General features: G+C 69.1%; 17 protein-coding genes and 5 tRNA genes. 13 read left to right on the top strand and 9 right to left on the bottom strand.

Features of this window, described 5'->3' with window-relative positions; all coding sequences use genetic code 11:
• Positions 1-29: 29 nt before the first annotated feature.
• Complete coding sequence (locus AB0436_RS08360) at positions 30-386, bottom strand: DUF805 domain-containing protein (protein WP_366466953.1); 357 nt, start codon at positions 384-386, stop codon at positions 30-32.
• Positions 387-588: 202 nt separating this feature from the next.
• On the opposite strand from AB0436_RS08360, the gene AB0436_RS08355 reads away from it, so the two are divergent.
• The 4 genes from AB0436_RS08355 (at position 589) to purM (ending at position 5,028) form a co-directional block, all read left to right on the top strand.
• Positions 589-1,410 carry a sterol carrier family protein gene (locus AB0436_RS08355; protein WP_366466952.1) on the top strand — a complete coding sequence of 274 codons (822 nt, stop codon included), beginning with the start codon at positions 589-591 and terminating at the stop codon, positions 1,408-1,410.
• Between the two features lie 72 nt (positions 1,411-1,482).
• Complete coding sequence (locus AB0436_RS08350; RefSeq protein ID WP_366466951.1) at positions 1,483-2,268, top strand: META domain-containing protein; 786 nt, start codon at positions 1,483-1,485, stop codon at positions 2,266-2,268.
• An 80-nt stretch (positions 2,269-2,348) separates the two neighbouring features.
• Complete coding sequence (purF, locus tag AB0436_RS08345) at positions 2,349-3,875, top strand: amidophosphoribosyltransferase (RefSeq protein ID WP_366466950.1); 1,527 nt, start codon at positions 2,349-2,351, stop codon at positions 3,873-3,875.
• 67 nt (positions 3,876-3,942) lie between these two features.
• The gene (gene purM, locus AB0436_RS08340; protein WP_366466949.1) at positions 3,943-5,028 is read left to right on the top strand and encodes a phosphoribosylformylglycinamidine cyclo-ligase; all 1,086 of its coding nucleotides are present in this window, start codon (positions 3,943-3,945) and stop codon (positions 5,026-5,028) included.
• A 171-nt stretch (positions 5,029-5,199) separates the two neighbouring features.
• Here the strand turns inward: purM and AB0436_RS08335 are convergent, their stop codons facing one another.
• Entirely contained in the window at positions 5,200-5,451 is a 252-nt protein-coding gene (locus AB0436_RS08335; protein WP_366466948.1) for a DUF3073 domain-containing protein, read from the bottom strand.
• A gap of 279 nt (positions 5,452-5,730) precedes the next feature.
• Positions 5,731-6,825, bottom strand: a complete 1,095-nt coding sequence (locus tag AB0436_RS08330) for a Glu/Leu/Phe/Val dehydrogenase dimerization domain-containing protein (RefSeq protein ID WP_366466947.1) — start codon at positions 6,823-6,825, stop codon at positions 5,731-5,733.
• A 162-nt stretch (positions 6,826-6,987) separates the two neighbouring features.
• On the opposite strand from AB0436_RS08330, the gene AB0436_RS08325 reads away from it, so the two are divergent.
• Together AB0436_RS08325 and bldC are read left to right on the top strand one after the other, a co-directional pair.
• Positions 6,988-7,830 (top strand): hypothetical protein, encoded by an 843-nt coding sequence (locus tag AB0436_RS08325; protein ID WP_366466946.1) that lies wholly within the window; start codon positions 6,988-6,990, stop codon positions 7,828-7,830.
• Between the two features lie 500 nt (positions 7,831-8,330).
• A complete protein-coding gene (gene bldC / locus AB0436_RS08320; RefSeq protein ID WP_003949541.1) occupies positions 8,331-8,537 on the top strand; it encodes a developmental transcriptional regulator BldC in 207 nt (68 codons plus the stop codon).
• A 584-nt stretch (positions 8,538-9,121) separates the two neighbouring features.
• Here the strand turns inward: bldC and AB0436_RS08315 are convergent.
• A tRNA-Asp gene (locus AB0436_RS08315) sits at positions 9,122-9,196 on the bottom strand.
• Positions 9,197-9,306: 110 nt separating this feature from the next.
• Positions 9,307-13,236: an ATP-dependent RNA helicase HrpA gene (gene hrpA / locus AB0436_RS08310; protein WP_366466945.1), complete on the bottom strand. Its 3,930-nt coding sequence runs from the start codon at positions 13,234-13,236 to the stop codon at positions 9,307-9,309.
• Between the two features lie 113 nt (positions 13,237-13,349).
• Here hrpA and AB0436_RS08305 point away from each other — a divergent pair, with 113 nt between their 5' ends.
• Positions 13,350-14,408, top strand: a complete 1,059-nt coding sequence (locus AB0436_RS08305; RefSeq protein ID WP_366466944.1) for an ABC transporter permease — start codon at positions 13,350-13,352, stop codon at positions 14,406-14,408.
• Between the two features lie 70 nt (positions 14,409-14,478).
• Here AB0436_RS08305 and AB0436_RS08300 read toward each other — a convergent pair.
• The 4 genes from AB0436_RS08300 to AB0436_RS08285 form a co-directional block, all read right to left on the bottom strand.
• A tRNA-Phe gene (locus AB0436_RS08300) sits at positions 14,479-14,552 on the bottom strand.
• A gap of 22 nt (positions 14,553-14,574) precedes the next feature.
• A tRNA-Asp gene (locus AB0436_RS08295) sits at positions 14,575-14,649 on the bottom strand.
• 39 nt (positions 14,650-14,688) lie between these two features.
• Positions 14,689-14,761: transfer RNA gene (locus tag AB0436_RS08290), tRNA-Glu, on the bottom strand.
• 80 nt (positions 14,762-14,841) lie between these two features.
• Positions 14,842-16,332, bottom strand: a complete 1,491-nt coding sequence (locus AB0436_RS08285) for a metallophosphoesterase (protein ID WP_366466943.1) — start codon at positions 16,330-16,332, stop codon at positions 14,842-14,844.
• A 137-nt stretch (positions 16,333-16,469) separates the two neighbouring features.
• On the opposite strand from AB0436_RS08285, the gene AB0436_RS08280 reads away from it, so the two are divergent.
• The 6 genes from AB0436_RS08280 to AB0436_RS08255 all read left to right on the top strand — a co-directional run bounded on the left by AB0436_RS08280 (position 16,470) and on the right by AB0436_RS08255 (position 23,999).
• Positions 16,470-16,820, top strand: coding sequence for a metallopeptidase family protein (locus tag AB0436_RS08280; RefSeq protein ID WP_366466942.1), 351 nt, complete (start codon positions 16,470-16,472; stop codon positions 16,818-16,820).
• Between the two features lie 823 nt (positions 16,821-17,643).
• Positions 17,644-19,833 carry a DEAD/DEAH box helicase gene (locus tag AB0436_RS08275; RefSeq protein WP_366466941.1) on the top strand — a complete coding sequence of 730 codons (2,190 nt, stop codon included), beginning with the start codon at positions 17,644-17,646 and terminating at the stop codon, positions 19,831-19,833.
• 147 nt (positions 19,834-19,980) lie between these two features.
• On the top strand, positions 19,981-21,528 hold the full coding sequence (locus AB0436_RS08270) for an amino acid permease (RefSeq protein WP_366466940.1): 1,548 nt from the start codon (positions 19,981-19,983) through the stop codon (positions 21,526-21,528).
• Between the two features lie 107 nt (positions 21,529-21,635).
• Positions 21,636-21,708: transfer RNA gene (locus tag AB0436_RS08265), tRNA-Lys, on the top strand.
• 195 nt (positions 21,709-21,903) lie between these two features.
• Entirely contained in the window at positions 21,904-22,446 is a 543-nt protein-coding gene (locus tag AB0436_RS08260) for a DinB family protein (RefSeq protein ID WP_366466939.1), read from the top strand.
• A 176-nt stretch (positions 22,447-22,622) separates the two neighbouring features.
• The gene (locus AB0436_RS08255) at positions 22,623-23,999 is read left to right on the top strand and encodes a S53 family peptidase (protein ID WP_366466938.1); all 1,377 of its coding nucleotides are present in this window, start codon (positions 22,623-22,625) and stop codon (positions 23,997-23,999) included.
• Positions 24,000-24,106 lie beyond the last annotated feature (107 nt).

The raw sequence follows: 24,106 nt of genomic DNA, 5'->3' as shown, positions 1-24,106 counted from the left end.
GATCCCCGGACACCGGCGCTTCCGGTTTGTCAGTACGCCGGTGCCTGCTTGGGGTTGGCGCCGTGGGCGTTAGCCGCCTGATCGCCCTCGATGCAGAGGAAGACGAGCAGGATGATGCCGCCGACGAACGGGACGAAGCTGATGAAGAACCAGCCACCGGACCTGCCGGTGTCGTGCAGGCGGCGCACCATCACCGCGAGGGACGGCAGCAGTACCGCGAGGTAGTAGACGACGACGAGTACCCCGTTGTGGAGGAGGGCGAAGGACACGATCGCCACGATGATCGCGGCGATGATGTTGAACAGGGTGTACATCCAGTACTCCTGGCGCCGCGCGCGGCCGCTGAAGCCCGCGTAGTTCTTGAGTACGTCGAGATACCAGTGCACTTTGGTCCCCCCAAAGAGTGTGATGACGTGCGCACCTCATGGAGCGCGTCAGGGCGAGAACTTATGTGGCTTGAACTGAACGGGTCAACTTTCTATGAGCTCGCCGGGAACAAGGACGGGGCCCGGGCCCTGGCCGGTTCCCACACAGGTAAGGCGAGCGGCCGCAGGCGGGCCGCCGTCGGTCACCGCCTACGCTCGCCCCATGCCGCCCTCTCAGAAGCGTGCCCGCCGCTACGATCCCGCCCGCACCCGCTCGGCAGTCCTCGCCCAGTTCGGCAACGTCCGGAAAGCCGTCGAGACGCTCAGCGCCGCGCAGCTCGACCTCCCCACCCGCCTCGGTGACTGGACCGTACGGGAGCTGGCCGCGCATCTCGTGATGGCTGTCGAGAGCGTGAGCCGCCACCTCGACGCGTCGGCGCAGACGCGGGAGGCGCTCGCGGGGCGCGCCGGCGGGCAGCGGGAGATCACCCTGCTCGAGTGGACTGCCGGCACCGCCCCCGTCGCCGGCCGGATCGCCGAGGACACCAGAGGGCTCGCCGCGAGCGCCGCCCCCGGAGAGCTCTTCGACCGCGCGGCGGCCCGGATCGCCGAACGGCTGCCCGCCGCGCCGGACGATCTGCTGCTGCCCGGGCGGGTGGGCGCGATGCGCCTCGGTGACTACTTGGTCACCCGGTGCGTGGAACTCGTGGTGCACACCGATGACCTGAACCACGCCACCGGCCTGGGAATCCCGTACGACCGGCAGGCGCTCGCCGCCTGTACCCGGCTGCTCGCCGACGCCCTCGCGGCGAAGGCACCCGGCGCCTCCACCGAGGTGCGGATTCCGCCGTACGCGGTGGTCCAGTGCATCGAGGGCCCCCGGCACACCCGCGGCACCCCGCCCAACGTCGTCGAGACCGGTCCGCTCACCTGGATCCGGCTGGCCACCGGGCGTACGGAGTGGGCGGCGGCGCTGGAGGACGCACAGGTCACCGCGAGCGGGGAGCGGGCCGATCTCTCCGATCTGCTGCCCGTCATGAGCTGACGGGCCCGCCCGGTCGACGGGGCCCGGGTGACGCCGTGGAACCGGACCGGCCACTCGGCCCGTCAGACCTCCATGCACACACAACGCACGGCCGTCGCCGCCCTGGCCCTCCTCACGCTGGCCGCCTGCGGCACGACGCACAGTGGAAACGGTTCGAGCAGCTCGGTAGCGCCGGACGTCCCGCTGGCCGGCACCGACTGGCGGGTGGACAGCGTCACGGTGGACGGACGGACGGTGCCCGTGCCGCACGGCGCGGACGTCTCGTTCGACCAGGGCCGGGTGAGCGGCTACTCCGGATGCAACCACTTCAGTGCCCCGGCCACCGTCAAGGGCGACACGCTCACCGTCGGTGACAGCACCTCCACGCTCATCGGCTGCCCGAAGAACATCCAGGCGTACGAAAAGGCGCTGCTGAAGACCTTCAGCGGGAAGCTCACCGCGAAACTCCAGGACGGAAAGCTCACCTTGCAGGCCGCGGGCGGCGACTCCGTCGTGCTCCGGTCCCAGCGGGCCGCGCCGCTCACCGGCACCGACTGGAAGGTGACCTCGCTGGTCGAGGACGGCACCGCGTCGTCGCTGCCGACGGGCCCCGCGGGGAAGGCGCGGATGACCTTCGGAAAGGACGGATCGGTCCACGGCAACCTGGGCTGCAACCGATTCAGCGGTATGGCAAAGGTCACGGACGGGACCCTCACGTTCGGGCGCCTCACCACCACCCGAATGGCGTGCCCGGGACCGGCCATGACCGTGGAGAGGCACCTGCTCAAGCTGCTGCACGGGCCTGTCAGGTACGAAATCCAGCAGCACACCCTGAAGCTCAGGGCAGCCGACGGCAGGGGGATCGACGCCACCGCATAGCAGCGCGTATCGGGACAGGACGGGCACCCGCCGGGATCCCCAATTCGGACCAGTGGTCGATCTCGCCTACACTCGGTGGCGTGCCTCGTGGTGATGGACGACTCAACCACGACCTGCTCCCCGGCGAGAAGGGCCCCCAGGACGCTTGTGGCGTCTTCGGAGTCTGGGCTCCGGGTGAAGAGGTCGCCAAGCTCACCTATTTCGGACTGTATGCCCTGCAGCACCGTGGACAGGAGTCCGCGGGCATCGCAGTGAGCAATGGGTCCCAGATCCTGGTCTTCAAGGACATGGGTCTGGTCTCACAAGTCTTCGACGAAACCTCTCTCGGCTCTCTCCAGGGCCATATCGCGGTGGGTCACGCCCGCTACTCCACCACCGGAGCCTCGGTGTGGGAGAACGCGCAGCCGACCTTCCGTGCGACCGCGCACGGCTCGATCGCGCTCGGTCACAACGGCAACCTGGTCAATACCGCCCAGCTCGCCAAGATGGTCGCGGACCTGCCCAAGGAGAACGGCCGGTCCACCCAGGTGGCAGCCACCAACGACACCGATCTGCTCACCGCGCTGCTGGCGAGTCAGACGGACGACGACGGCAAGCCGCTGACCATTGAGGAAGCAGCCGCCCAGGTGCTTCCCGCGGCGCAGGGCGCGTTCTCGCTCGTCTTCATGGATGAGCACACGCTCTACGCGGCCCGCGACCCGCAGGGCATCCGCCCGCTGGTGCTCGGCCGTCTCGAGCGCGGCTGGGTCGTCGCTTCGGAGTCCGCCGCCCTGGACATCTGTGGCGCCGCATTCGTCCGCGAGGTCGAGCCGGGCGAGCTGATCGCCATCGACGAGAACGGTCTGCGGACGTCGCGATTCGCGGAAGCGAAGCCTAAGGGGTGCGTCTTCGAGTACGTCTATCTGGCGCGCCCGGACACCGACATCGCCGGCCGGAACGTCTACCTCTCGCGCGTCGAGATGGGACGGAAACTGGCCGAGGAAGCCCCGGCCGAAGCCGACCTGGTGATAGCGACGCCCGAGTCGGGGACGCCCGCCGCGATCGGCTACGCCGAGGCCAGCGGCATCCCGTACGGCTCGGGCCTGGTCAAGAACGCCTATGTCGGCCGGACCTTCATCCAGCCGTCCCAGACGATCCGCCAGCTCGGTATCCGCCTCAAGCTCAATCCGCTCAAGGAAGTCATCCGCGGCAAGCGCCTGGTGGTCGTCGACGACTCGATCGTGCGGGGCAACACCCAGCGTGCCCTCGTCAAGATGCTCCGGGAGGCCGGCGCCGCCGAGGTCCACATCCGGATCTCCTCCCCGCCGGTCAAGTGGCCGTGCTTCTTCGGCATCGACTTCGCCACCCGCGCGGAGCTGATCGCCAACGGTATGACCGTGGACGAGATCGCCACCTCGATGGGCGCCGACTCGCTTTCGTACATCTCCATCGACGGCATGATCGAGGCGACCACCATCGCCAAGCCGAATCTCTGCCGTGCCTGCTTCGACGGCGAGTACCCGATGGACCTGCCCGATCCCGAGCTCCTCGGCAAGCAGCTGCTGGAGACCGAGCTGGCCGCCGGACCGGCGAGCACCGCCGCTACCGACGCACTCCGTCGCCCGTAAGCAAGCGTGCAGCCAGTAACCGTGCAGCCCGTAAGCCCTGCAGTACGACACGAAAGTTCCCAGAGCCATGCCTCCTGAGACCAGTGGTGCCAGCTACGCAGCCGCGGGCGTCGACATCGAAGCCGGCGACCGTGCCGTCGAGCTGATGAAGGAGTGGGTGAAGAAGACCCAGCGCCCCGAGGTCGTCGGCGGCCTCGGGGGATTCGCCGGTCTCTTCGACGCCTCCGCGCTGAAGCGTTATGAGCGTCCGCTGCTGGCGTCCGCCACCGACGGCGTCGGCACCAAGGTCGATCTCGCCCGGAAGATGGGCGTGTACGACACCATCGGCCACGACCTCGTCGGCATGGTCGTCGACGACCTGGTGGTCTGTGGCGCCGAGCCGCTCTTCATGACCGACTACATCTGCGTCGGCAAGGTCTTCCCGGACCGCGTCGCGGCGATCGTGAAGGGCATCGCGGAAGGCTGCGTGCTGGCCGGCTGCGCGCTGGTCGGCGGCGAGACCGCCGAACACCCCGGGCTGCTCGGCGAGGACGAGTTCGACGTCGCCGGTGCCGGTACGGGTGTGGTCGAGGCCGATCGTCTGCTGGGCGCGGATCGTATCCGTAAGGGTGACGCGATCATCGCGATGGCGTCGTCCGGACTTCACTCCAACGGGTACTCACTCGTCCGCCACGTCGTATTCGACCGGGCCGGCTGGGCGCTGGACCGGGAGGTCGAGGAGTTCGGCAGGACGCTGGGCGAGGAGCTTCTGGAGCCGACCAGGATCTACTCGCTGGACTGCCTGGCGCTGACCCGTACGACCACGGTGCACGGCTTCAGCCACATCACCGGCGGCGGCCTGGCCAACAACCTGGCCCGGGTGATCCCGGACGGTCTGCACGCCACCGTCGACCGTTCGACCTGGCGGCCCGGCCCGGTCTTCGACGTGGTCGGCAAGGCCGGCCAGGTCGAGCGCGCGGAGCTGGAGAAGACCCTCAACATGGGCGTCGGCATGATGGCCGTCGTCCCCGAGGAGTCGGTCGACGCGGCGCTGACCACGCTCGCCGACCGCGGGCTGGACGCCTGGGTCGCCGGAACGGTCGTCGAGCGGCAGAGCCCCGGGCGCGGCGCGCACAGCACGGGCGCGGAGCTCACCGGAGAGTACGCCAAGTAGGCCCCCGCCAGGACAGCACTGACCCGGTCCGGGGCGGAGGCCCCGGACCGGGTCGGATGGTGACCGTGCTCAATATGCCGAGCTCAGCGGCCCCTGCTCAGCACCCCGAGCCCACATGTGCTCGGTGATACAGCGCTCGGTCAGGAGCTGTGCTCTGCGAGGTGTCGAACGTCAAGCGCCGCGGCGCTCGGACGCAGGACCGGACTGATCGTCCTCGTCCTGATCCTCGTTGTAACGATCCGCGTACTGTGCGTACGGGTCATCTTCCTCTTCGTCGTCCTCGAACGGCTCCGCGTTCGGTGGCTGACTCGTAGGAGATGCGCCCAGCTCATTGGCCAGGCGTGACAGGTCCGTTCCGCCGCTGCTGTACTTCAGCTGGCGGGCGACCTTCGTCTGCTTGGCCTTTGCCCGGCCGCGCCCCATGGCTCGACCCCCTCGGTGACGGGGCTCGACGGCCCCAGAGTCTTGACACCCGTTCATGATTCGGAACGGACTCTCCGTGAAGAGTCCGGTCCGTAGGGCTTCAACGGTACCTGCTTCCGCGGCCATACGGTACGCCGCCCGTCGGAAGCACCGCGTCGCAGAACCGGCGAGGAGCCCCGTCCTCGCTGGTCAGCTGCGATTTTAACCTCTTCTGGGCGGCCGACCCGCCGACGGGGGTGAGTCACGTCTCCCCGACAGCGGGTCAGAGGCCGTACACCGTCAGTGGCCGCGGGCCTCGGCCATCCGCTGCTCGGCGATCCGGTCGGCGGCGGCGGCCGGCGGGATGCCGTCCTCATTTGCTCGAGCGAAGATTGTCAGTGTGGTGTCGAAGATTCCGGTGGCCTTCGCCTTGCAGCGGTCGAAGTCGAAACCGTGCAGCTCGTCGGCGACCTGGATCACCCCGCCGGCGTTCACCACGTAGTCCGGCGCGTAGAGGATCCCGCGGTCCGCGAGGTCCTTCTCGACGCCCGGGTGCGCCAGCTGGTTGTTGGCGGCGCCGCAGACCACCTTCGCGGTGAGTACCGGCACGGAGGCGTCGTTGAGCGCGCCGCCCAGCGCGCAGGGGGCGTAGATGTCCAGGCCTTCGACGCGGATCAGCGCTTCGGTGTCGGCGACCGCGGTCACTCGTCCGGGGTGCTTGTCGATGACGCGGCGCACGGTGTCCTCGCGCACATCCGTGACGACGACCTCGGCGCCGTCCGACAGCAGGTGCTCCACCAGGTGGTGGCCGACCTTGCCGACGCCCGCGACGCCGACCTTGCGGCCGCGCAGCGTGGGGTCGCCCCACAGGTGCTGGGCGCTGGCCCGCATGCCCTGGAAGACGCCGAAGGCGGTCAGCACCGACGAGTCGCCCGCACCGCCGTTCTCGGGGGAGCGCCCGGTGGTCCAGCGGCACTCGCGCGCCACCACGTCCATGTCGGCGACGTAGGTGCCGACGTCGCAGGCGGTGACGTAGCGACCGCCGAGCGAAGCGACGCACCGGCCGTAGGCCAGCAGCAGCTCCTCGGTCTTGATCACGCCGGGGTCCCCGATGATGACGGCCTTGCCGCCGCCGTGGTCCAGCCCGGCCATGGCGTTCTTGTACGACATGCCGCGGGCGAGGTTCAGCGCGTCCGCGACGGCCGCCCCCTCACTCGCATACGGGTAGAAGCGGGTTCCGCCGAGGGCCGGGCCCAGAGCGGTGGAGTGGATGGCGATCACGGCCTTCAGGCCGGAGGCACGGTCCTGGCAGAGCACGACTTGCTCGTGTCCCCCCTGTTCCGAGTGGAACAAGGTGTGCAGTACATCGACAGGAGCGCCGGTCACATCGGTCACTGTGGTGACTCCCAAGTACGAAGCGGCGAATTTCGGTTGCCGGACCTTCTTACGGGTGGAGAGGGCCCGGCTGGCAGCAGATTAGGCCCTACGCGCCCGTAGATCAGGCGCAGTGCTCAGGATCACCCCCTGGTGGAGCAGTGCCATGGGACGATTCAGCTCATGGCGGTGGTGTCCTCGGTGATCGTGCCCTATACGTCCTATCTGCGGGTCTACGAGCCCCTGGCAGCCTTTCCGGAGGCCGAACGCGAGCATTGGGCCCGCTACGCACGGCGCGTCGATCTGCCGACCGCACAGGACGAACTGAGGCGCTCGCTGGCGGATCTGCTGCCGATGCCCCCGGTCGCCGTGCCGGTGCACGAGAGCGCCGAGGCGTTCGTGGCCGAACTGGACGGGGTCGTCTGTGTCTGCCCGTGGCGGACCAGGCTGCGTGGCTGGCAGGCCCTGGAGGAGCTCTCCGGGCAGTACCCGGCGGCGGTGCTCGATGTGGTGCTGCCCCCGGTGGTGCGCCGGCAGGCCGCCGCGGACTACGAGCGGTGGCGGGAGCGGAATCCGGACGCCCGTCCCTGGATCCGGACCACGGTGTGGCACGTCCCGGTGCGCTGGTTCACACTTTTCGACGACGCGGAGCGGGAATACGCCAAGGCGGCGGACGGTGCGCCGCCGGTGTTGCGTTACCGGACCCCGATGGTGGAGGCCAGGCGTCGGCTGGCACGCTCGTTGAAGACGCTCAGGGAGCACTTCGACGAGGGGCCGCTCATCGACGGCCTGGTCGACGTCGGCAAGTGGCTGGAGGAATTCCACCCCCGGTCGCTGGTCGAGCTCGACTACGGCGGTCTGGTGCACGCGCTGCCCGAAGCGCAGTTGGCCGACGACCGGTCGGCCGCCGATGTGGCGGCCGCGGTCGCCGCTCTGCGGGCCGGGGACGACGACGCCGCGGATGCTGCCTACGAGCGGCTTTCGGACCGCTGGAGGGCCGTCCGGGAACGGCAGATCGCCAACTGACCGGCGGGACCGGCCGACCGCCGGGGCCGGCCGGGGATGCCGGCCGGTCCCGCTCGATGACCTAGGTCCCGATCCGGGCCTTTGTATCAAGCGTGATGGACCGCACGTACCGGGGCCTTGCGCCCATCCCCCATCCTCGTGCCAAAATAGGACAAGGAGTCCGGAGTGGGCTCCTTCCGTCCAAGTAAGGGCGGATTCCTCGGCATTGTCCTCTTTGGTGGATCTGGTGTCTCCTGATCACCATGTGACTGATCGTCACTGTGGTGTGACTGTCCGCTATGGCATGGTCCATCGGACTTCCGCCACTGATGAACACCTGAGAGGGCAATTCCATCGGTTTGGCCGACGTGGCTGGACGGATGGTGTAGTTGTAGTGCCGAAGACAAGCCGTTCGTCCTATAACCGACTCGACCTGCGTGCGCCATTTCGGGCAACGTGGGTCAAGGTGCAGAATTTAGAGGAATGAACCGAGATGGTTCGGTTCTCCGAGGAGGCCGCTCATGACCGCTCGCACCCCTGATGCCGAGCCGCTGTTGACCCCGGCTGAGGTTGCCACGATGTTCCGCGTGGACCCGAAGACGGTCACACGCTGGGCAAAGGCGGGCAAGCTCACGTCCATCCGCACGCTGGGTGGGCATCGCCGGTACCGCGAAGCAGAGGTCCGTGCACTGCTTGCGGGCATCCCGCAGCAGCGCAGCGAGGCCTGAACACCCCCGATAAATCGGGCGTTTCCGGGCCCCTAACCCGGTTTGCCCCGCTATTGCTCCACATGGCAGTTGTCCGCCCCAACGGACGGCAGCTCTTGATCGCGCTGGACTCCGCCGGGTCCAGCGCGATTTTTTTGTGCCGTGTCCTGGTCGGCTGCGGCTCCGTGAGGGCGGTGCCCGGGCCGGCCCCTCGGCCGGTTCTCAGGCCGGTTCCCCGGGCGTACGAGGCGTGGTCGGCTGCCGCAGAGGCCGTGCGGGGGCCGGGGTGTGGCCTTGCCGGCGCCCACCGGCTCGCCCGCAGTCCGGCCGGTCGGTACGTCAGTCCGGGTGGTGCAATTGCACATATTAAATTGGCTTCGTGTAGGCCGGGGTTAAGTTCGTCCGTTGTAAAAACTGATTCAGTGACACCCGTCACATGGCGCGCCTCTTGCCAAACCGTCAGCTCGCCCTGATAAAGCGCCCGTTGGGTGGGTTCGGGTTCATTCGGCCCCGGGTCGCCGTGTCGGCCTCCGCCGACCCCCTGGCGGGCCGCAGCCATGACGGAAGAAGGCCCGCATCCCAAGGATGCGGGCCTTCTTCTACTGCGGTCCTGACGGGATTTGAACCCGCGGCCTCCACCTTGACAGGGTGGCGAGCACTCCAAACTGCTCCACAGGACCAGGTTTCGCGGCCGTGCCGGGCGAACGGGTCGCACAGGCTTACTTCCGTCCGGCTGCGAGACAGACTGTACAGGAGGCCGGGCCCCTGGTCGAACCGGATAGCGGGCCGGTCAGCGGGAAGCAGCCAGCGCTTGGTCGATGGCCTTCACGATGCGTTTGTCGGAGACGGTCATGGCCGTACCGAGCGCATGCGCGAAGTAGCTCACCCGCAGCTCCTCGATCATCCAGCGGATCTCGGTGACCTCCTGCGGGACGGGCCGCCCCGGCGGCAGCTGTTCGAGCAGCCAGGCGTACTCGTCCTGCATCTCGTGCACCTTCTCCATGCGGGTGGTGTCCCGCTGGACCGCCGTCGGCATCTGCTGGAGGCGCCGGTCGGCCGCGACCAGATACCGCATCAGGTCGGGCAGCCGGCGCAGCCCGGTCGCGGTGACGAAGCCCGGCTTCATGAGCGCCGCCAACTGGCCCCGTACGTCGCTCAGATTGGCCAGCAGCACCGGACTGGTGGTGGACTTCAGCCGCCGCTCACAGGCCTGCCAGGCAGCCAGGATCTGCTGCACCTGGTCGACCGTCCTGATGGTCGTCTCGACCAGGTCGGCGCGCACCTTCTCGTACAGCTTCCGGAACGACTCCTCGTCCCAGGCCGGCCCGCCGTGCTCGGCGATCAGCCGGTCGGCCGCCGCGCTCGCACAGTCCTCGAAGAGCGCCGGAATCGAACCGTGCGGATTACGGGACAGCGCGAGCTTCGCCTGATTGGTGAGCCGGTCCGACGCGAACTTGGCGGGATTCACCGGGATGTTCAGCAGGATCAGCCGACGGGTGCCCCGCCACATCGCCTGCTGCTGCTCGGCCGGGGTGTCGAAGAGGCGTACGGAGACGCTCTCACCGGCGTCCACCAGCGCGGGGAACGCCCGCACCGGCTGGCCGGCCCGCCGGGTCTCGAAGACCTTCTCCAGCGTGCCGATCGTCCAGTCGGTGAGGCCGGTGCGCTCGATGGGCTCCCCCGTCGGGCCCGCCGTGGCCGCGGCCGCCTTGGAGATCGCCTGCCGGGCCTTGGGGCGCAGCGCGACCTTCAGGGCCTCCAGGTCCTTGTCCTCGGCCACCTTGCGGCGCCGCTCGTCGACGACCCGGAAGGTGATCTTCAAATGGTCCGGGATCCGGGACAGATCGAAGTCGTCCGCGGTGACCGGCACTCCGACCATCCGCTGCAGTTCCCGCGCGAGCGTCAGCGGCAGCGGCTCCTGCCGGGGCACCGCACGGTCCAGGAAAGCCCCGGCGTAGTTCGGCGCGGGCACGTAGTGCCGGCGGATCGGCTTCGGCAGCGAGCGGATCAGCTCGGTGACGACCTCCTCGCGCAGCCCGGGAATCTGCCAGTCGAAACCCTCCGGCGTGACCTGGTTGAGCACCTGGAGCGGGATGTGCACGGTGACACCGTCGGCGTCCGCGCCCGGCTCGAACTGGTACGTCACCCGGAACTTCAGCTTTCCCTGCCGCCAGGAGTCCGGATAGTCGTCCTTGGTGACCGACCCGGCCTTCTCCGTGATGAGCATCGAGCGCTCGAAGTCCAGCGCTTCGGGCTCCTCGCGCTGCTTCTTCTTCCACCAGGAATCGAAGTGCGCCCCCGAGACGACGTGTTCGGGGATGCGCTCGTCGTAGAAATCGAAGAGCGTCTCGTCGTCCACCAGGATGTCGCGTCGCCTGGCGCGGTGTTCCAGCTCCTCGACCTCGGCGAGCAGCTTGCGGTTGTCCGCGAAGAACTTGTGGTGGGTACGCCAGTCGCCCTCGACCAGCGCGTTGCGAATGAAAAGGTCCCGGCTGGTCTCCGGGTCGATCCGGCCGTAATTGATCTTTCGCTGGGCGACGATCGGCACGCCGTACAGCGTCACCCGCTCGTACGCCATGACGGCCGCCTGGTCCTTCTCCCAGTGCGGCTCGCTGTAGGTGCGCTTCAGCAGATGCTGGGCGACCGGCTCGATCCACTCGGGCTCGATCTTCGCGTTGACCCTGGCCCAGAGCCGGGAGGTCTCCACCAGTTCGGCGGACATGATGAAGCGCGGCTGCTTCTTGAAGAGCGCCGAACCGGGGAAAATCGCGAACTTGGCGCTGCGGGCGCCCAGATACTCGTTCTTCTCGGTGTCCTTGAGCCCGATGTGCGACAACAGACCGGCCAGCAGCGAGGTGTGCACGGACTGCTCGGGGGCGTCCTCCTCGTTCAGGTGGACACCCATCGTCCTGGCGACCGATCGCAGCTGCGCGTAGATGTCCTGCCATTCGCGGATCCGCAGGAAGTTCAGATACTCCTGCTTGCACATCCGGCGGAAGCTCGACGAGCCGCGCTCCTTCTGCTGCTCCTGCACATAGCGCCACAGGTTGAGGAAGGCCAGGAAATCGGAGGTCTCGTCCTTGAAGCGGGCATGTTGCTGGTCGGCCTGCTGCTGCTTCTCCGAGGGCCGTTCGCGCGGGTCCTGGATGGAGAGCGCGGCGGCGATCACCATGACCTCGCGCACACACCCGTTACGGTCGGCCTCCAGCACCATCCGGGCCAGCCGCGGGTCGACCGGCAGCTGACTGAGCTTGCGGCCTTCCGGAGTGAGCCGGCGCTTGGGGTCCTTCTCCTTGGGGTCCAGCGCACCGAGTTCCTGGAGCAGCTGGACGCCGTCCCGGATGTTGCGGTGGTCCGGCGGGTCGATGAAGGGGAACTTCTCGATGTCGCCGAGACCGGCCGCGGACATCTGGAGGATGACGGAGGCGAGGTTGGTCCGGAGGATCTCCGGATCGGTGAACTCCGGCCGGGTGAGGAAGTCGTCCTCGGAGTACAGCCGGATACAGATGCCGTCGGACGTACGACCGCAGCGGCCCTTGCGCTGGTTGGCGCTGGCCTGCGAGATCCGCTCGATGGGCAACCGCTGCACCTTGGTGCGGTGGCTGTAGCGGGAGATCCGGGCGGTACCCGGGTCGATCACGTACTTGATGCCGGGGACGGTCAGCGAGGTCTCGGCGACATTGGTGGCCAGCACCACGCGTCTCCCGCTGTGCTGCTGGAAGACCCGGTGCTGCTCGGCGTGCGACAGCCGGGCGTACAGCGGAAGCACCTCGGTGTGCCGGAGGTCGCGTTTGCCGAGTGCGTCGGCGGTGTCGCGGATCTCCCGCTCGCCCGACAGGAAGACCAGCACATCGCCGGGGCCCTCGCCCTGGAGCTCGTCCACCGCGTCGCAGATCGCGGTGATCTGGTCGCGGTCCGAGTCGTCGCCCTCCTCCTCCAGCAGCGGCCGGTACCGCACGTCCACCGGATAGGTGCGCCCGCTGACCTCCACGATCGGCGCATCGCCGAAGTGGCGCGAGAAACGCTCCGGATCGATGGTCGCCGAGGTGATGACGACCTTGAGATCGGGCCGCTTCGGCAGCAGCTGGGCCAGATAGCCCAGCAGGAAGTCGATGTTCAGCGACCGCTCATGGGCCTCGTCGATGATGATCGTGTCGTAGGCGCGCAGCTCACGGTCGGTCTGGATCTCCGCGAGCAGGATGCCGTCCGTCATCAGCTTGACGAAGGTGGCGTCCTGATTGACCTGGTCGGTGAAGCGGACCTTCCAGCCGACCGCCTCGCCCAGCGGCGTCCGCATCTCGTCCGCGATGCGCTCCGCGACCGTACGGGCGGCGATCCTGCGCGGCTGGGTGTGGCCGATCATGCCGCGGACGCCGCGCCCCAGTTCCAGGCAGATCTTCGGGATCTGGGTGGTCTTGCCGGATCCCGTCTCGCCCGCGACGATCACCACCTGGTGATCGCGTATCGCCTCCGCGATCTCGTCCTTCTTCTGGCTGACCGGCAGCTGTTCCGGATAGCTGATCGCGGGCACCCGGGCAGCGCGGCGGCCGACCCGTTCCGCGGACTTCTCGGCCTCCGCGGCGATCTCGTCCAGCACCGCCTGCCGGGCCGCCGGCTTGTGGATACGGCGGGCGCCCTCGAGGCGCCGCCCGAGCCGGTGCGCGTCGCGCAGCGACAGTTCGTTGAGCGTGGCCTGGAGATCAGCGAAGGAAGTAGACATACCTGACCCAGGATCTCACTCGGCGGAAGGGACTGGCGAACGGATTTGCCCGCGCCCGCTTATGCACCATTCTGAACGCGTAAGCCCCGTATATCTGGTTTAGCGTGAATTTCATGTCCGACCCGATGGAACCGCGCGGCGCTCACTCCGGCTCGGCGACGCACCGCGCGCGGTGGGACGCCTTCAAGGGGTCGCCCTTCCTGCCGGCGACCGTGCTGGTCCTCATCCTGTCGGCAGCCGCCTCGCTCTTCGCCGGCTCGTACACGTACTTCATGGCGAACCCGACGCCGCACCGCGTCCCCACGGCGGTGGTCGGCGCTTACGAGTCACCCGTCGGACAGCAGTTCATCCTCGGCATGGAGAAGGCACTCGACGCCTCCATGCGGCTGCATCCCTATGCGACGGCTGCCGAGGCGCGACGGGCGGTGGACCAGCAGAAGGTCTTCGCCATCGTGGACGTGCAGAGCACCGAGGTCCGGCTCGCCGTGTCCGGCGCCTCGGGCGCGACCGTGGCGCAGGTCATCTCCCAGGCGGGGCCGGAAGTCGGCAAGGTGACCGGCGTCCCTGTGCAGGTCCGGGACATCAGTCCGCTCCAGCAGGGCGATCCGCGCGGGCTCGCGCTCTTCTACATCTCACTGGCCGCGGTGATCATCGGTTTCGTCGGCGCCATCCAGCTCTCGGTGCACGCACGGGCTCTCAATCCGGCGGAACGGATCGCCTTCACCGTGGCCTACGCGCTGCTCGGCGGCTTCGCCATCGCGGCAGTGGTGGACTGGCTGCTCGGCGCGCTGGACCTGCCGTTCCTGGAGTCCTGGATGATCCTGACGCTGACCATGTTCACCTCGGGCATGGTCTTCACCATGTTCAACACCCTGCTGGGCCGCTGGGCGATGCTGCCCACCTGGGGGCTGATGGTGCTGCTCGGCAACCCGTCGTCGGGCGGCGCGGTGTCCTGGCCGCTGCTGCCCTCCACGCTGGGGCGGATCGGCCAGTGGCTGCCGCCCGGCGCCTCGGTCAACGCCCAGCACACCGCGGTGTACTTCGGCGGGTACCAGCACGCCTTCCCGTTTCTGGTGCTGGCCGGCTGGGCGCTGCTGTCCTGCGCGGTCTTCTGGACCTGGCGCCACCGGCACCCGGGCGGCCGACCGCCGGCCGTGGTGCCGGCGGACTGAGGGGCCGGTGGACTGAGCGGCCCGGCGGACACGCGAAAGGCCCCGACCGGAGTCGGGGCCTTTCGGGAAGTGGCTGGGGCCGGGATCGAACCGGCGACCTATCGCTTTTCAGGCGATCGCTCGTACCAACTGAGCTACCCAGCCACGCGGCTCATGCGAGCCACAGCGGTCCTGACGGGATTTGAACCCGCGGCCTCCACCTTGACAGGGTGGCGAGCACTCCAAACTGCTCCACAGGACCAAGCAATGTGCGAGAAACAGTTTCGCACACAGTATGGCGTGCCCCCAACGGGATTCGAACCCGTGCTACCGCCTTGAAAGGGCGGCGTCCTGGGCCACTAGACGATGAGGGCTAAAGGCCCGCCTGGGCGCTTTGCAGCGCGTCGGGGACGTCAGAAGCATATGGGATGGCGGGACCGTTCGCCAAAACGGTTCAGGGCGCCGGTGAACGGCCTGTCCCCGAGGGGGTGGGCGACGGGGTCGCTGCCGGCTGGTTCTCGGTCGCGAGATGGCGGCTGACCTCGGCTGTCGTCAGCCCCAGGCCGCCCAGCGTGATCTCATCCCAGGCCTGCAGGCGGCGGGTCGTGCGGTCCAGATAGAGCACCGAGGCGAGCACCTTCTCCGGATGCTTGTTCTGCACGGCGCGCAGTCCGCCACCGCCCGTCGAGCCCTCCACCTTGAGCCGGGTGCCGAGCTTCAGGATCTCGTTCTCGCGGTGGTGCACATGCCCGGCCAGCACCAGCGGCACCGTGCCGTCCGTCTCGCGCGCCGCCACCGGCTCGTGCGCGACGGCGATGTCGACCGGCGTACCGGCGGCCTCCTGGTCACTGATGGCCGAGGCGAGCCGGATACCGGCCAACCGTTCCGAGGCGTCCCCGCCGGGCACGACGGAGCGGTCCGGAGTGAACTGCGGGTCCCCGGTGCCGGCTATCCGCAGGCCGCCGACCGTCACGGCGCGGCCCTCGTCCAGGACCCGCACGTTCCTGAAGTGCCGCAAGTACTTCTGGGTGGTGACCGAATCGTGGTTGCCGCGGACCCAGACGTAGGGCACGCCCAGGTCCTTGATCGGGTCGAGGAACTGGTTCTCGGCGGCGGTGCCGTGGTCCATCGTGTCGCCGGAATCGATGATCACGTCGATCCGGTACTGCTTCACCAGCGAGGCGATGATCGGCCAGGACGCCGGATTCAGATGGATGTCCGAGACATGCAGGACCCGGATCGTGCCGGGGTCGGGCTGGTACGCCGGCAGGGTCGAGGCCGCGTCGTACAGCTTGGTCACGTTGGTGACCAGACGCGCCAGTTCCTCCTGGTAGACGTCGAAGTCGCTCACGATCGAGCGGGCGTTGCCCACCACCTGCGGGGCGGACGACAGCAGCCCGGAGTATTTCGGCTCCAGGACCGACTTCGGGTTCCAGGTGGCGTACGCGGTGGCGCCCGACGCCGCCAGCAGGGCCAGCGCGAGCCCACCCGCCGCCAGGGCGCGGCGAGGGCGGCGGTAGACGAGCAGGCCGAGCGTGGTGCCTCCCACGACGACGGCGGCGCAGGAGCGTACCGCCAGGTCGAGAGTGCCGTGCTCGATGTCGTGGGTGATCTCCTCCTGCAGGCCGGAGATCCGCTCCGGGTGCTGCACCAGAGCCTGCGCACGCACCGGATCCAGCCGGTCGACGTCCACGTCGAGGCGGATGGGGGCGGTGTGCGAATCGAGTTCCAGGGCGCCCAGCGGAGCGATGTTGATCTTGGTGCCGCCGGTGAGGGAGGGGCGCAGGGTCATCGTGGTGTCCATCGGCCCGACCGGCGTACGGACGTTCCCCACGACCAGCAGTCCCAGCCAGGCGCCGAACAGGACCACCGTCACGAGGCCCAGAGCGCGGGCCCAGGGGCGCGGGGTGCGGACGAGGTGCCGGAAGGGTTCGGCTGCGGCCATTTGTGCCGTATGCCCAAGGGGAGAGCCGGTCATGCGGCCCGGGCGCACCCGGGCCGAGCGCATGCGGACGTGATGCAGGCCGACTTGGTAGCCGCGGGCATCCGGCGCGTCCGGGCGTATTACGTGACAATGGCCGGGTGCTGGAGATGACGCGTGAGGAGTTCGAGGAGCTTGTCGCCGAGGCGCTGGACCGCATCCCGCCGGAACTGACGCGGCTGATGGACAACGTCGCCATCTTCGTCGACGACGAGCCCAGCAGCGACCAACCGGAGTTGCTGGGGCTCTACGAGGGCACGCCGCTGACCGAGCGCGGCGAGTGGTACGCGGGGGTGCTGCCGGACCGGATCACCGTCTACCGGGGGCCGACGCTGCGGATGTGCGGCTCGCGCGAGCAGGCGGTGGCCGAGACGGAGATCACCGTGGTGCATGAGATAGCCCACCACTTCGGCATCGGCGACGCCCGGCTGCACGCCCTGGGGTACGGCTGATCCCGCGCCGGGCGTGTCCCTTGCGGGGAAAAGAGAGTTGGGCACTGCGACCCCGTTCGCCCGCCCGCTCCCGGAGGTGCGCCCCGTGCGCCAGTTGCCCGTCCCTGCTCGGTTGGTCGTCGCCGTGATGGCGGTCACGGCCTCGGCGGGGTGCGTGAGTGTGACCGACCATCCGGGAAAGCCGGGGTCCTCGGCCTCCTCGGGGCCGCACGGCAGTCAGGCGAGGCCGGGTGCGGTGGCGGCGCCGGGCGGCGGCGGAGGCGGCGGCCGAGGGGCGACGGGGGAGAAAGCGAAGCACGGCAGGACGGGCAAGAAGGGCGCCGAGCACCAGGGTGACGGCGCGTCAGCCGAGCCGGGGCCGAAGCCGTCCGCTCCCGCCGGGGCGTCCGCACCCGGCAGGCCCGGCCCGGCGGAACCTTCGGTTCCCGGCGGCAGGCCGCCGGGGCCGCCTGCCGACAGCCCGCCACCGCCTCCGCCACCGCCCGCGGATCCACCGGCCGCGAGCGCTTCGCCCGACCCGGGCGACTCCCCGCCGGGAGCCACCCCGCCACCGTCGGCTGAGCCCGGAAAGCGGACCGGCGCGATGCCGCTGCCGCACGCATCGCCGCAGGTGGCAGCGGCTTAGCGGGGGTCGGTTTGCCAGAACGGGGGGAGGGTGCGTATGGTAGTAGATCGTTTGATCCCATTGCCCGGCGCCGACACAGAAGAGCGCCGTGTGGCGCGTACTCTCCCTTGCCGTGGCTGGACCGCATTGAGGCGGTCGAAATTGCGAATCACGGAGTTATGGGCGCGTGCCGAGACTCCGGAAGGTTTCGCATTTCGCATGTCCAATTTTAGTTCTGACCACGCCGTCCTGCCCGAGAACGACGAGATCGTCGCCGACGCCGAGGCGGTCGTGGTCCAGGCCGAGACGGCCGTCACCGAGGCCGCAGTGGCCGAGGAAGCCGCCGCCGAGGCCACGCCCGGAACGGTCACCGAGACCGCCCCTGCCGCCGAAGCCGCTGCCGACGCCGACGAGTCCGCCGAGCCGTCCGTGACCTTCGGGTCGCTGGGGCTGCCCGACGGCATCGTCCGCAAGCTCGCGCAGAACGGCGTCACCGCCCCCTTCCCGATCCAGGCGGCGACCATCCCGGACGCCCTGGCCGGCAAGGACATCCTCGGCCGCGGGCGTACCGGCTCCGGCAAGACGCTCTCCTTCGGTCTCCCGATGCTGGCCACCCTCTCCGGCGGTCACACCGAGAAGAAGAAGCCGCGCGGCATCATCCTCACCCCGACCCGCGAGCTCGCCATGCAGGTCGCGGACGCGCTCCAGCCGTACGGCGACGTGCTCGGCCTGAAGATGAAGGTCGTCTGCGGCGGTACGTCCATGAGCAACCAGATCTACGCCCTGGAGCGCGGCGTCGACATCCTCGTCGCCACCCCGGGCCGCCTGCGCGACATCATCAACCGCGGCGCCTGCTCGCTCGCCGACGTCCAGGTCGCCGTGCTCGACGAGGCCGACCAGATGTCGGACCTGGGCTTCATGCCCGAGGTCACCGAGCTGCTCGACCAGATCCCCGGCGGCGGCCAGCGGATGCTCTTCTCCGCCACCATGGAGAACGAGATCAGCACGCTGGTCAAGCGCTACCTGACCAACCCGGTCAGCCACGAGGTCGACAGCGCCCAGGGCAACGTCTCGACCATGAGCCACCACGTGCTGGTCGTGAAGCCCAAGGACAAGGCGCCGGTCACCGCGGCGATCGCCGCCCGCAAGGGCCGCACCATCATCTTCGTCCGCACCCAGCTCGGCGCCGACCGCATCGCCGAGCAGCTCGCCGAGTCGGGCGTCAAGGCCGACGCGCTGCACGGCGGTATGACGCAGGGTGCCCGCACCCGCGTCCTCGAGGACTTCAAGAAGGGCTACGTCAACGCCCTGGTCGCCACCGACGTGGCCGCTCGCGGCATCCACGTCGACGGCATCGACCTGGTCCTGAACGTGGACCCGGCCGGTGACCACAAGGACTACCTGCACCGTTCGGGCCGTACCGCCCGGGCCGGCAAGTCCGGCGTGGTCGTCTCGCTCTCGCTGCCGCACCAGCGCCGCCAGATCTTCCGGATGATGGAGGACGCCGGTGTCGACGCCGCGCGTCACATCGTCCAGGGTGCCGGTGTCTTCGAGCCCGAGGTCGCCGAGATCACCGGGGCCCGTTCGCTGACCGAGGTCCAGGCCGACTCCGCGAACAACGCCGCCAAGCAGGCGGAGCGCGAGGCCAAGGACCTCACCCGTGAGCTGGAGCGCGTCCAGCGCCGGGCCACCGAGCTGCGCGAGGAGGCCGACCGTCTGGTGGCGCGTGCCGCCCGTGAGCGCGGTGACGACCCCGAGACGGCCGTCGCCGAACTGGCCGCCGCCACTGCGGCCGAGCTGGCCGCCGCAGCGGTGCCCGCGCAGCCGAGGGCGGAGCAGCGCGAGGAGCGCCGCGACGACCGGGGCAGCTTCCAGCGCCGTGACCGTGACGACCGCGGCGGTTCGCGTGGCGGTGACCGCGGCGGGTTCCAGCGCCGTGACGACCGCGGCGGCGACCGCGGTGGTTTCCGTGGCGGTGACCGCCGTGACGACCGTGGCGGTGACCGCGGTGGTTTCCGTCGTGACGACCGTTCGTCGGGCGGCGACCGTGGCGGCTTCCGTCGTGACGACCGTCCGTCCGGTGGCTTCCGCCGCGACGACCGCCCCTCGGGTGGTTACCGTGGCGGCGAGCGCCGCGACGACCGTCCGTCCGGTGGTTACCGTGGCGGCGACCGTCGTGACGACCGCGGCGGCGACCGCGGTGGTTTCCAGCGCCGTGACGACCGCCCCACCGGCGGCCACCGTGGCAGCGACCGTCCGTTCAACCGGGACGACCGTCCCGCCGGCGGCTTCCGCTCCGGCGGCGACCGTCCGAGCGGCCGCCGCGACGACCACCGCACCACCGGCACGGGGACCGGCACCGGTTCCTTCGGCCGCCGCGACGACAAGCCGCGCTGGAAGCGCAGCTGACACCGTCCCGGGTGCCCCACTCGTGCGTACGCGCCTGAGTCTGTGACCTGCTGAAGCGGGCCCGTCCCTCACGGACGGGCCCGCTTTCGTTCTCACCGGCGGCCGGCCGACGCATGCGGCGCCCCCGGCGAGGGAATCGCTGGGGGCATGACAAACGACTCTCCCGGCCGGTCCACAGGGTCCACCGGCTCCGACGAGGACCGCCTCGCCGAACTCGGCTACACCCAGGTCCTCGCCCGCCGGATGTCCGCCTTCGCCAACTACGCCGTCTCCTTCACCATCATCTCGGTGCTCTCCGGCTGCCTGACGCTGTATCTGTACGGCATGAACACCGGAGGCCCCGCCCTCATCACGTGGGGCTGGGTGGGCGTCGGCCTGATGACCCTCTTCGTAGGCCTCGCCATGGCCGAGATCTGCTCGGCGTACCCCACGTCGGCCGGTCTCTACTTCTGGGCCCACCGCCTCGCACCACCGCGTTCGGCCGCGGCCTGGGCCTGGTTCACGGGCTGGTTCAATGTGCTGGGTCAGGTGGCGGTCACCGCCGGCATCGACTTCGGCGCCGCGTCCTTCCTCGGCGCGTACCTGAATCTCCAGTTCGGCTTCCACGTCACCCCCGGCCGTACGATCCTGCTGTTCGCGGCGATCCTGGTGCTGCACGGCCTGCTGAACACGTTCGGCGTCCGGATCGTCGCGATCCTCAACAGCGTCAGCGTCTGGTGGCACGTGCTCGGCGTGGTGCTCATCGTCGGCGCGCTCACCTTCGCCCCGGACCACCATCAGTCGGCGTCCTTCGTCTTCACCCGCTTCGTCAACAACACCGGCTTCGGCAGCGGCTTCTACGTGGTTCTCATCGGGCTGCTGATGGCGCAGTACACCTTCACCGGCTATGACGCGTCCGCGCACATGACCGAGGAGACACACGACGCGTCCACGGCCGGCCCAAAGGGCATCGTCCAGTCCATCTGGACCTCGTGGATCGCCGGTTTCGTCCTGCTCCTCGGCTTCACCTTCGCCATCCAGTCCTACGACAAGCAGCTGGCGTCCCCGACTGGTGCGCCGCCCGCCCAGATCCTGCTCGACGGGGTCGGCGCGACCGGCGGCAAGCTGCTGCTGCTCGTCGTCATCGGCGCACAACTCTTCTGCGGCATGGCATCGGTGACTGCCAACTCCCGGATGATCTACGCCTTCTCGCGGGACGGGGCGCTCCCGTTCTCGCACGTCTGGCACAGCGTGAGCGCCCGTACCCGTACGCCGGTCGCGGCGGTCTGGCTCGCGGCGCTGGGCGCGCTGGTCCTGGGACTGCCGTACCTGATCAACGTCACGGCGTATGCGGCGGTGACGTCCATCGCGGTCATCGGCCTGTACATCGCCTACGTCATCCCCACCCTGCTGCGGCTGTGGCGGGGAGACGATTTCCGGCGGGGCCCGTGGCATCTGGGCAGGTGGTCGCGGCCGATCGGCATCGTGGCGGTGGTGTGGGTCGTGGTGATCACGGTCCTCTTCATGCTCCCGCAGGTCTCCCCGGTGACCTGGGAGACCTTCAACTACGCGCCGGTGGCCGTGCTGGTCGTGCTGGGCTCCGCCGCGGCCTGGTGGTTCGCCTCGGCCCGCCACTGGTTCCTGAACCCGAACCACGCCCGCACCCTCGCCCGCGAAGCCGCCCGCAAGGGCGCCCCGGAGCCGGTGGATCCGTAGTCGGCCCGCATATCCCACGCCCCTGCTCCGACCGGCGACGGGCCCGAAACCGATACCCGATCGGCTGCCCGGTCCGCTCCCGCTATGCTCGTGGGGTGCGCAAGCACGGACCGTTAGCTCAATTGGCAGAGCAGTGGACTTTTAATCCATTGGTTGTGGGTTCGAGTCCCACACGGTCTACCGTCAGCATCGCGGGGAAACCTCCTCCGACCTGCTGTTCCGCGCCTCGACCGGCTTCGGCTGGTCGAGGCGCTGCGTTTTTTCCGGTCTCCTGCGCGAGTGCTGCGTGAGAGTACAGGTCAGGAAGTGACCTATATCCGCCCTAGCGTGGTCCTGCTCGACAGAGCAGCGGGATGACCAACGAGAGGCGAGTCCATGAGCGTGAGCGAGACCGTCAACGAGCAGACCCCGGCCGGGGAGCGCGCCGACCTCCTTGAAAGCCTTGCGAAGCAGCGGCACTTCCTGCGCTTCACCACACGGGAACTCACCGACGAGCAGGCCGGTCTGCGGACCACGGCCAGTGAGCTCTGTCTGGGGGGTCTGATCAAGCACGTCACGTCCGCCGAGCGGGGCTGGGTGCAGTTCATCAAGAGGGGGCCGTCGGCGATGCCCGACTTCACCGCCCTGACCGAGGACGACTGGGGTCGGCGGGCCGACGAGTTCCGGATGCTGCCTGGTGAGACGCTGGCCGGAGTGCTCGCCGAATACGAGGAAGTAGCCAAGGAGACCGATGAGTTGGTCGCCACCCTGCCCGACCTCGGCGCCAGCCATCCGCTGCCGAAGGCTCCGTGGTACGAGGCCGACGCGCGATGGTCGGCCCGTCGGGTGCTGATGCACATCGCCACCGAGACCGCGCAGCACGCCGGGCACGCCGACATCATCCGCGAGTCCCTGGACGGGGCGAAGAGCATGGGCTGACCGGCTGCGCTCGCGTGTGTCGGCTCTCACCTGCTGGGTCAGGTGGCGGCCGGAAAGATTCACTCTTAGGCAAAGCGTTCGACATCAATGAACCAATGCCCTTGTTCTGTGCATGCCCTCCCGGATGGGATCACGGCAGCCGCTTCGCGCGACTCCGCTCCACACAAGGAGAATTCATGCGCACAACACGCCCCCGGTCCCGCACCGGGGCCGCGACGGCCGGGGCCACCGCCCTTGTTGCCGCCGCGGTGATAGCCACCCCGCTGAGCAGCAGCGTCACCGTCGCGTCCACTCAGGCCGTACCGGGGACCAAGGCGGTTCCGGCCGTCGCAGGTCATCAGCTGGTCAGCGGGGTGAGCAGTCCACTGCCCTCCGAGCAGTGCCAGGCGAAGTGGAAGATCGCCTGCTACAGCCCGATTCAGTACCGCCAGGCGTACAACCTCAACCCGCTGTACCGGTCCGGCATCACGGGCAAGGGCCGCACCATCGTGATCGTCGACTCGTTCGGCTCGCCGACCGTGCAGCACGATCTGGACGTCTACAGCAAGCAGTTCGGGCTGAAGAGCACCAAGGTGCAGGTCGAGAAGTGGGGTCACGTGCCCGCGTTCGACCCGAAGAACTCCGACATGACCGGCTGGGCCGGCGAGACCACGCTCGACGTGGAGATGGCGCACGCCGTCGCGCCCGACGCCAAGATCGTGCTGGTCGAGACCGCGGTCGCCGAGACGGAGGGCGTCACCGGTCTGCCGGAGATGATGTCCGCCGAGAAGTCCCTCATCGACCGCGGAGTCGGTGATGTGATCACGCAGAGCTTCGGCGCCACGGAGAACACCTTCCCCGGCTTCGACAAGGGCGACTTCTCGAGCATCGGCAAGCTGCGTTACGCGTTCAAGGACGCGGCCCGGCACGGAGTGACCGTCCTGGCCTCATCCGGTGACGGCGGCGCCACCGACAGCACCGCGGACGGCAAGGGCTACTACACGAAGCGCGTCAACTCCTGGCCCTCCTCCGACCCGTTGGTGACGTCGATCGGCGGCACCCAGCTGCACCTGGACGACAAGGGCGACCGCACCGCGCCGGAGAGCGTGTACAACGACTACGGCGCCGGTGGCGGCGGCCAGTCGCACGTCTTCCACCGTCCCGCGTTCCAGAACGGCGAGAAGAAGGTCGTCGGCAGCCGCCGCGGCACCCCGGACATCTCGATGGCCGCCGCGGTCAACGGCGGGGCCTGGGTGTACTCCAGTTACGACCCGACCGCTGTCGGCTGGGACGTATCCGGCGGCACGAGCGAGGCGAGCCCGCTGTTCTCCGGCATCGTCGCCCTCGCCGACCAGGCCGCCGGTCACCGGGTGGGTGACATCAACAAGGCGCTGTACACCCTGGTCCACCGCCGCTCGTCCGGCATCGTGGACGTCAACGACGGGACGGACAACAGCTACCAGGGGGTGACCGGCTACCCCGCCGTCAACGGCTATGACATGGCCACCGGCGTCGGCACCGTGGACGCGGCCCGGTTCGTGCCGGCGCTCGCCCGTGCGAGCCGCCACGGCTGACCGCCGCACTCACCCGGAGGTCGCAGGTTCACATCCTGTCCCCGCTGCTTGTGAACGAAGGCCCGGCACCTCATGTGCCGGGCCTTCGAACGTTCCGGGCCGCTGCG

This window comes from Streptomyces sp. NPDC051322, from assembly GCF_040689485.1.
Lineage (GTDB): Bacteria > Actinomycetota > Actinomycetes > Streptomycetales > Streptomycetaceae > Streptomyces.
Note: the sequence above shows the minus strand (reverse complement) of the source record. Positions and strands in the feature narration are given on the sequence as shown.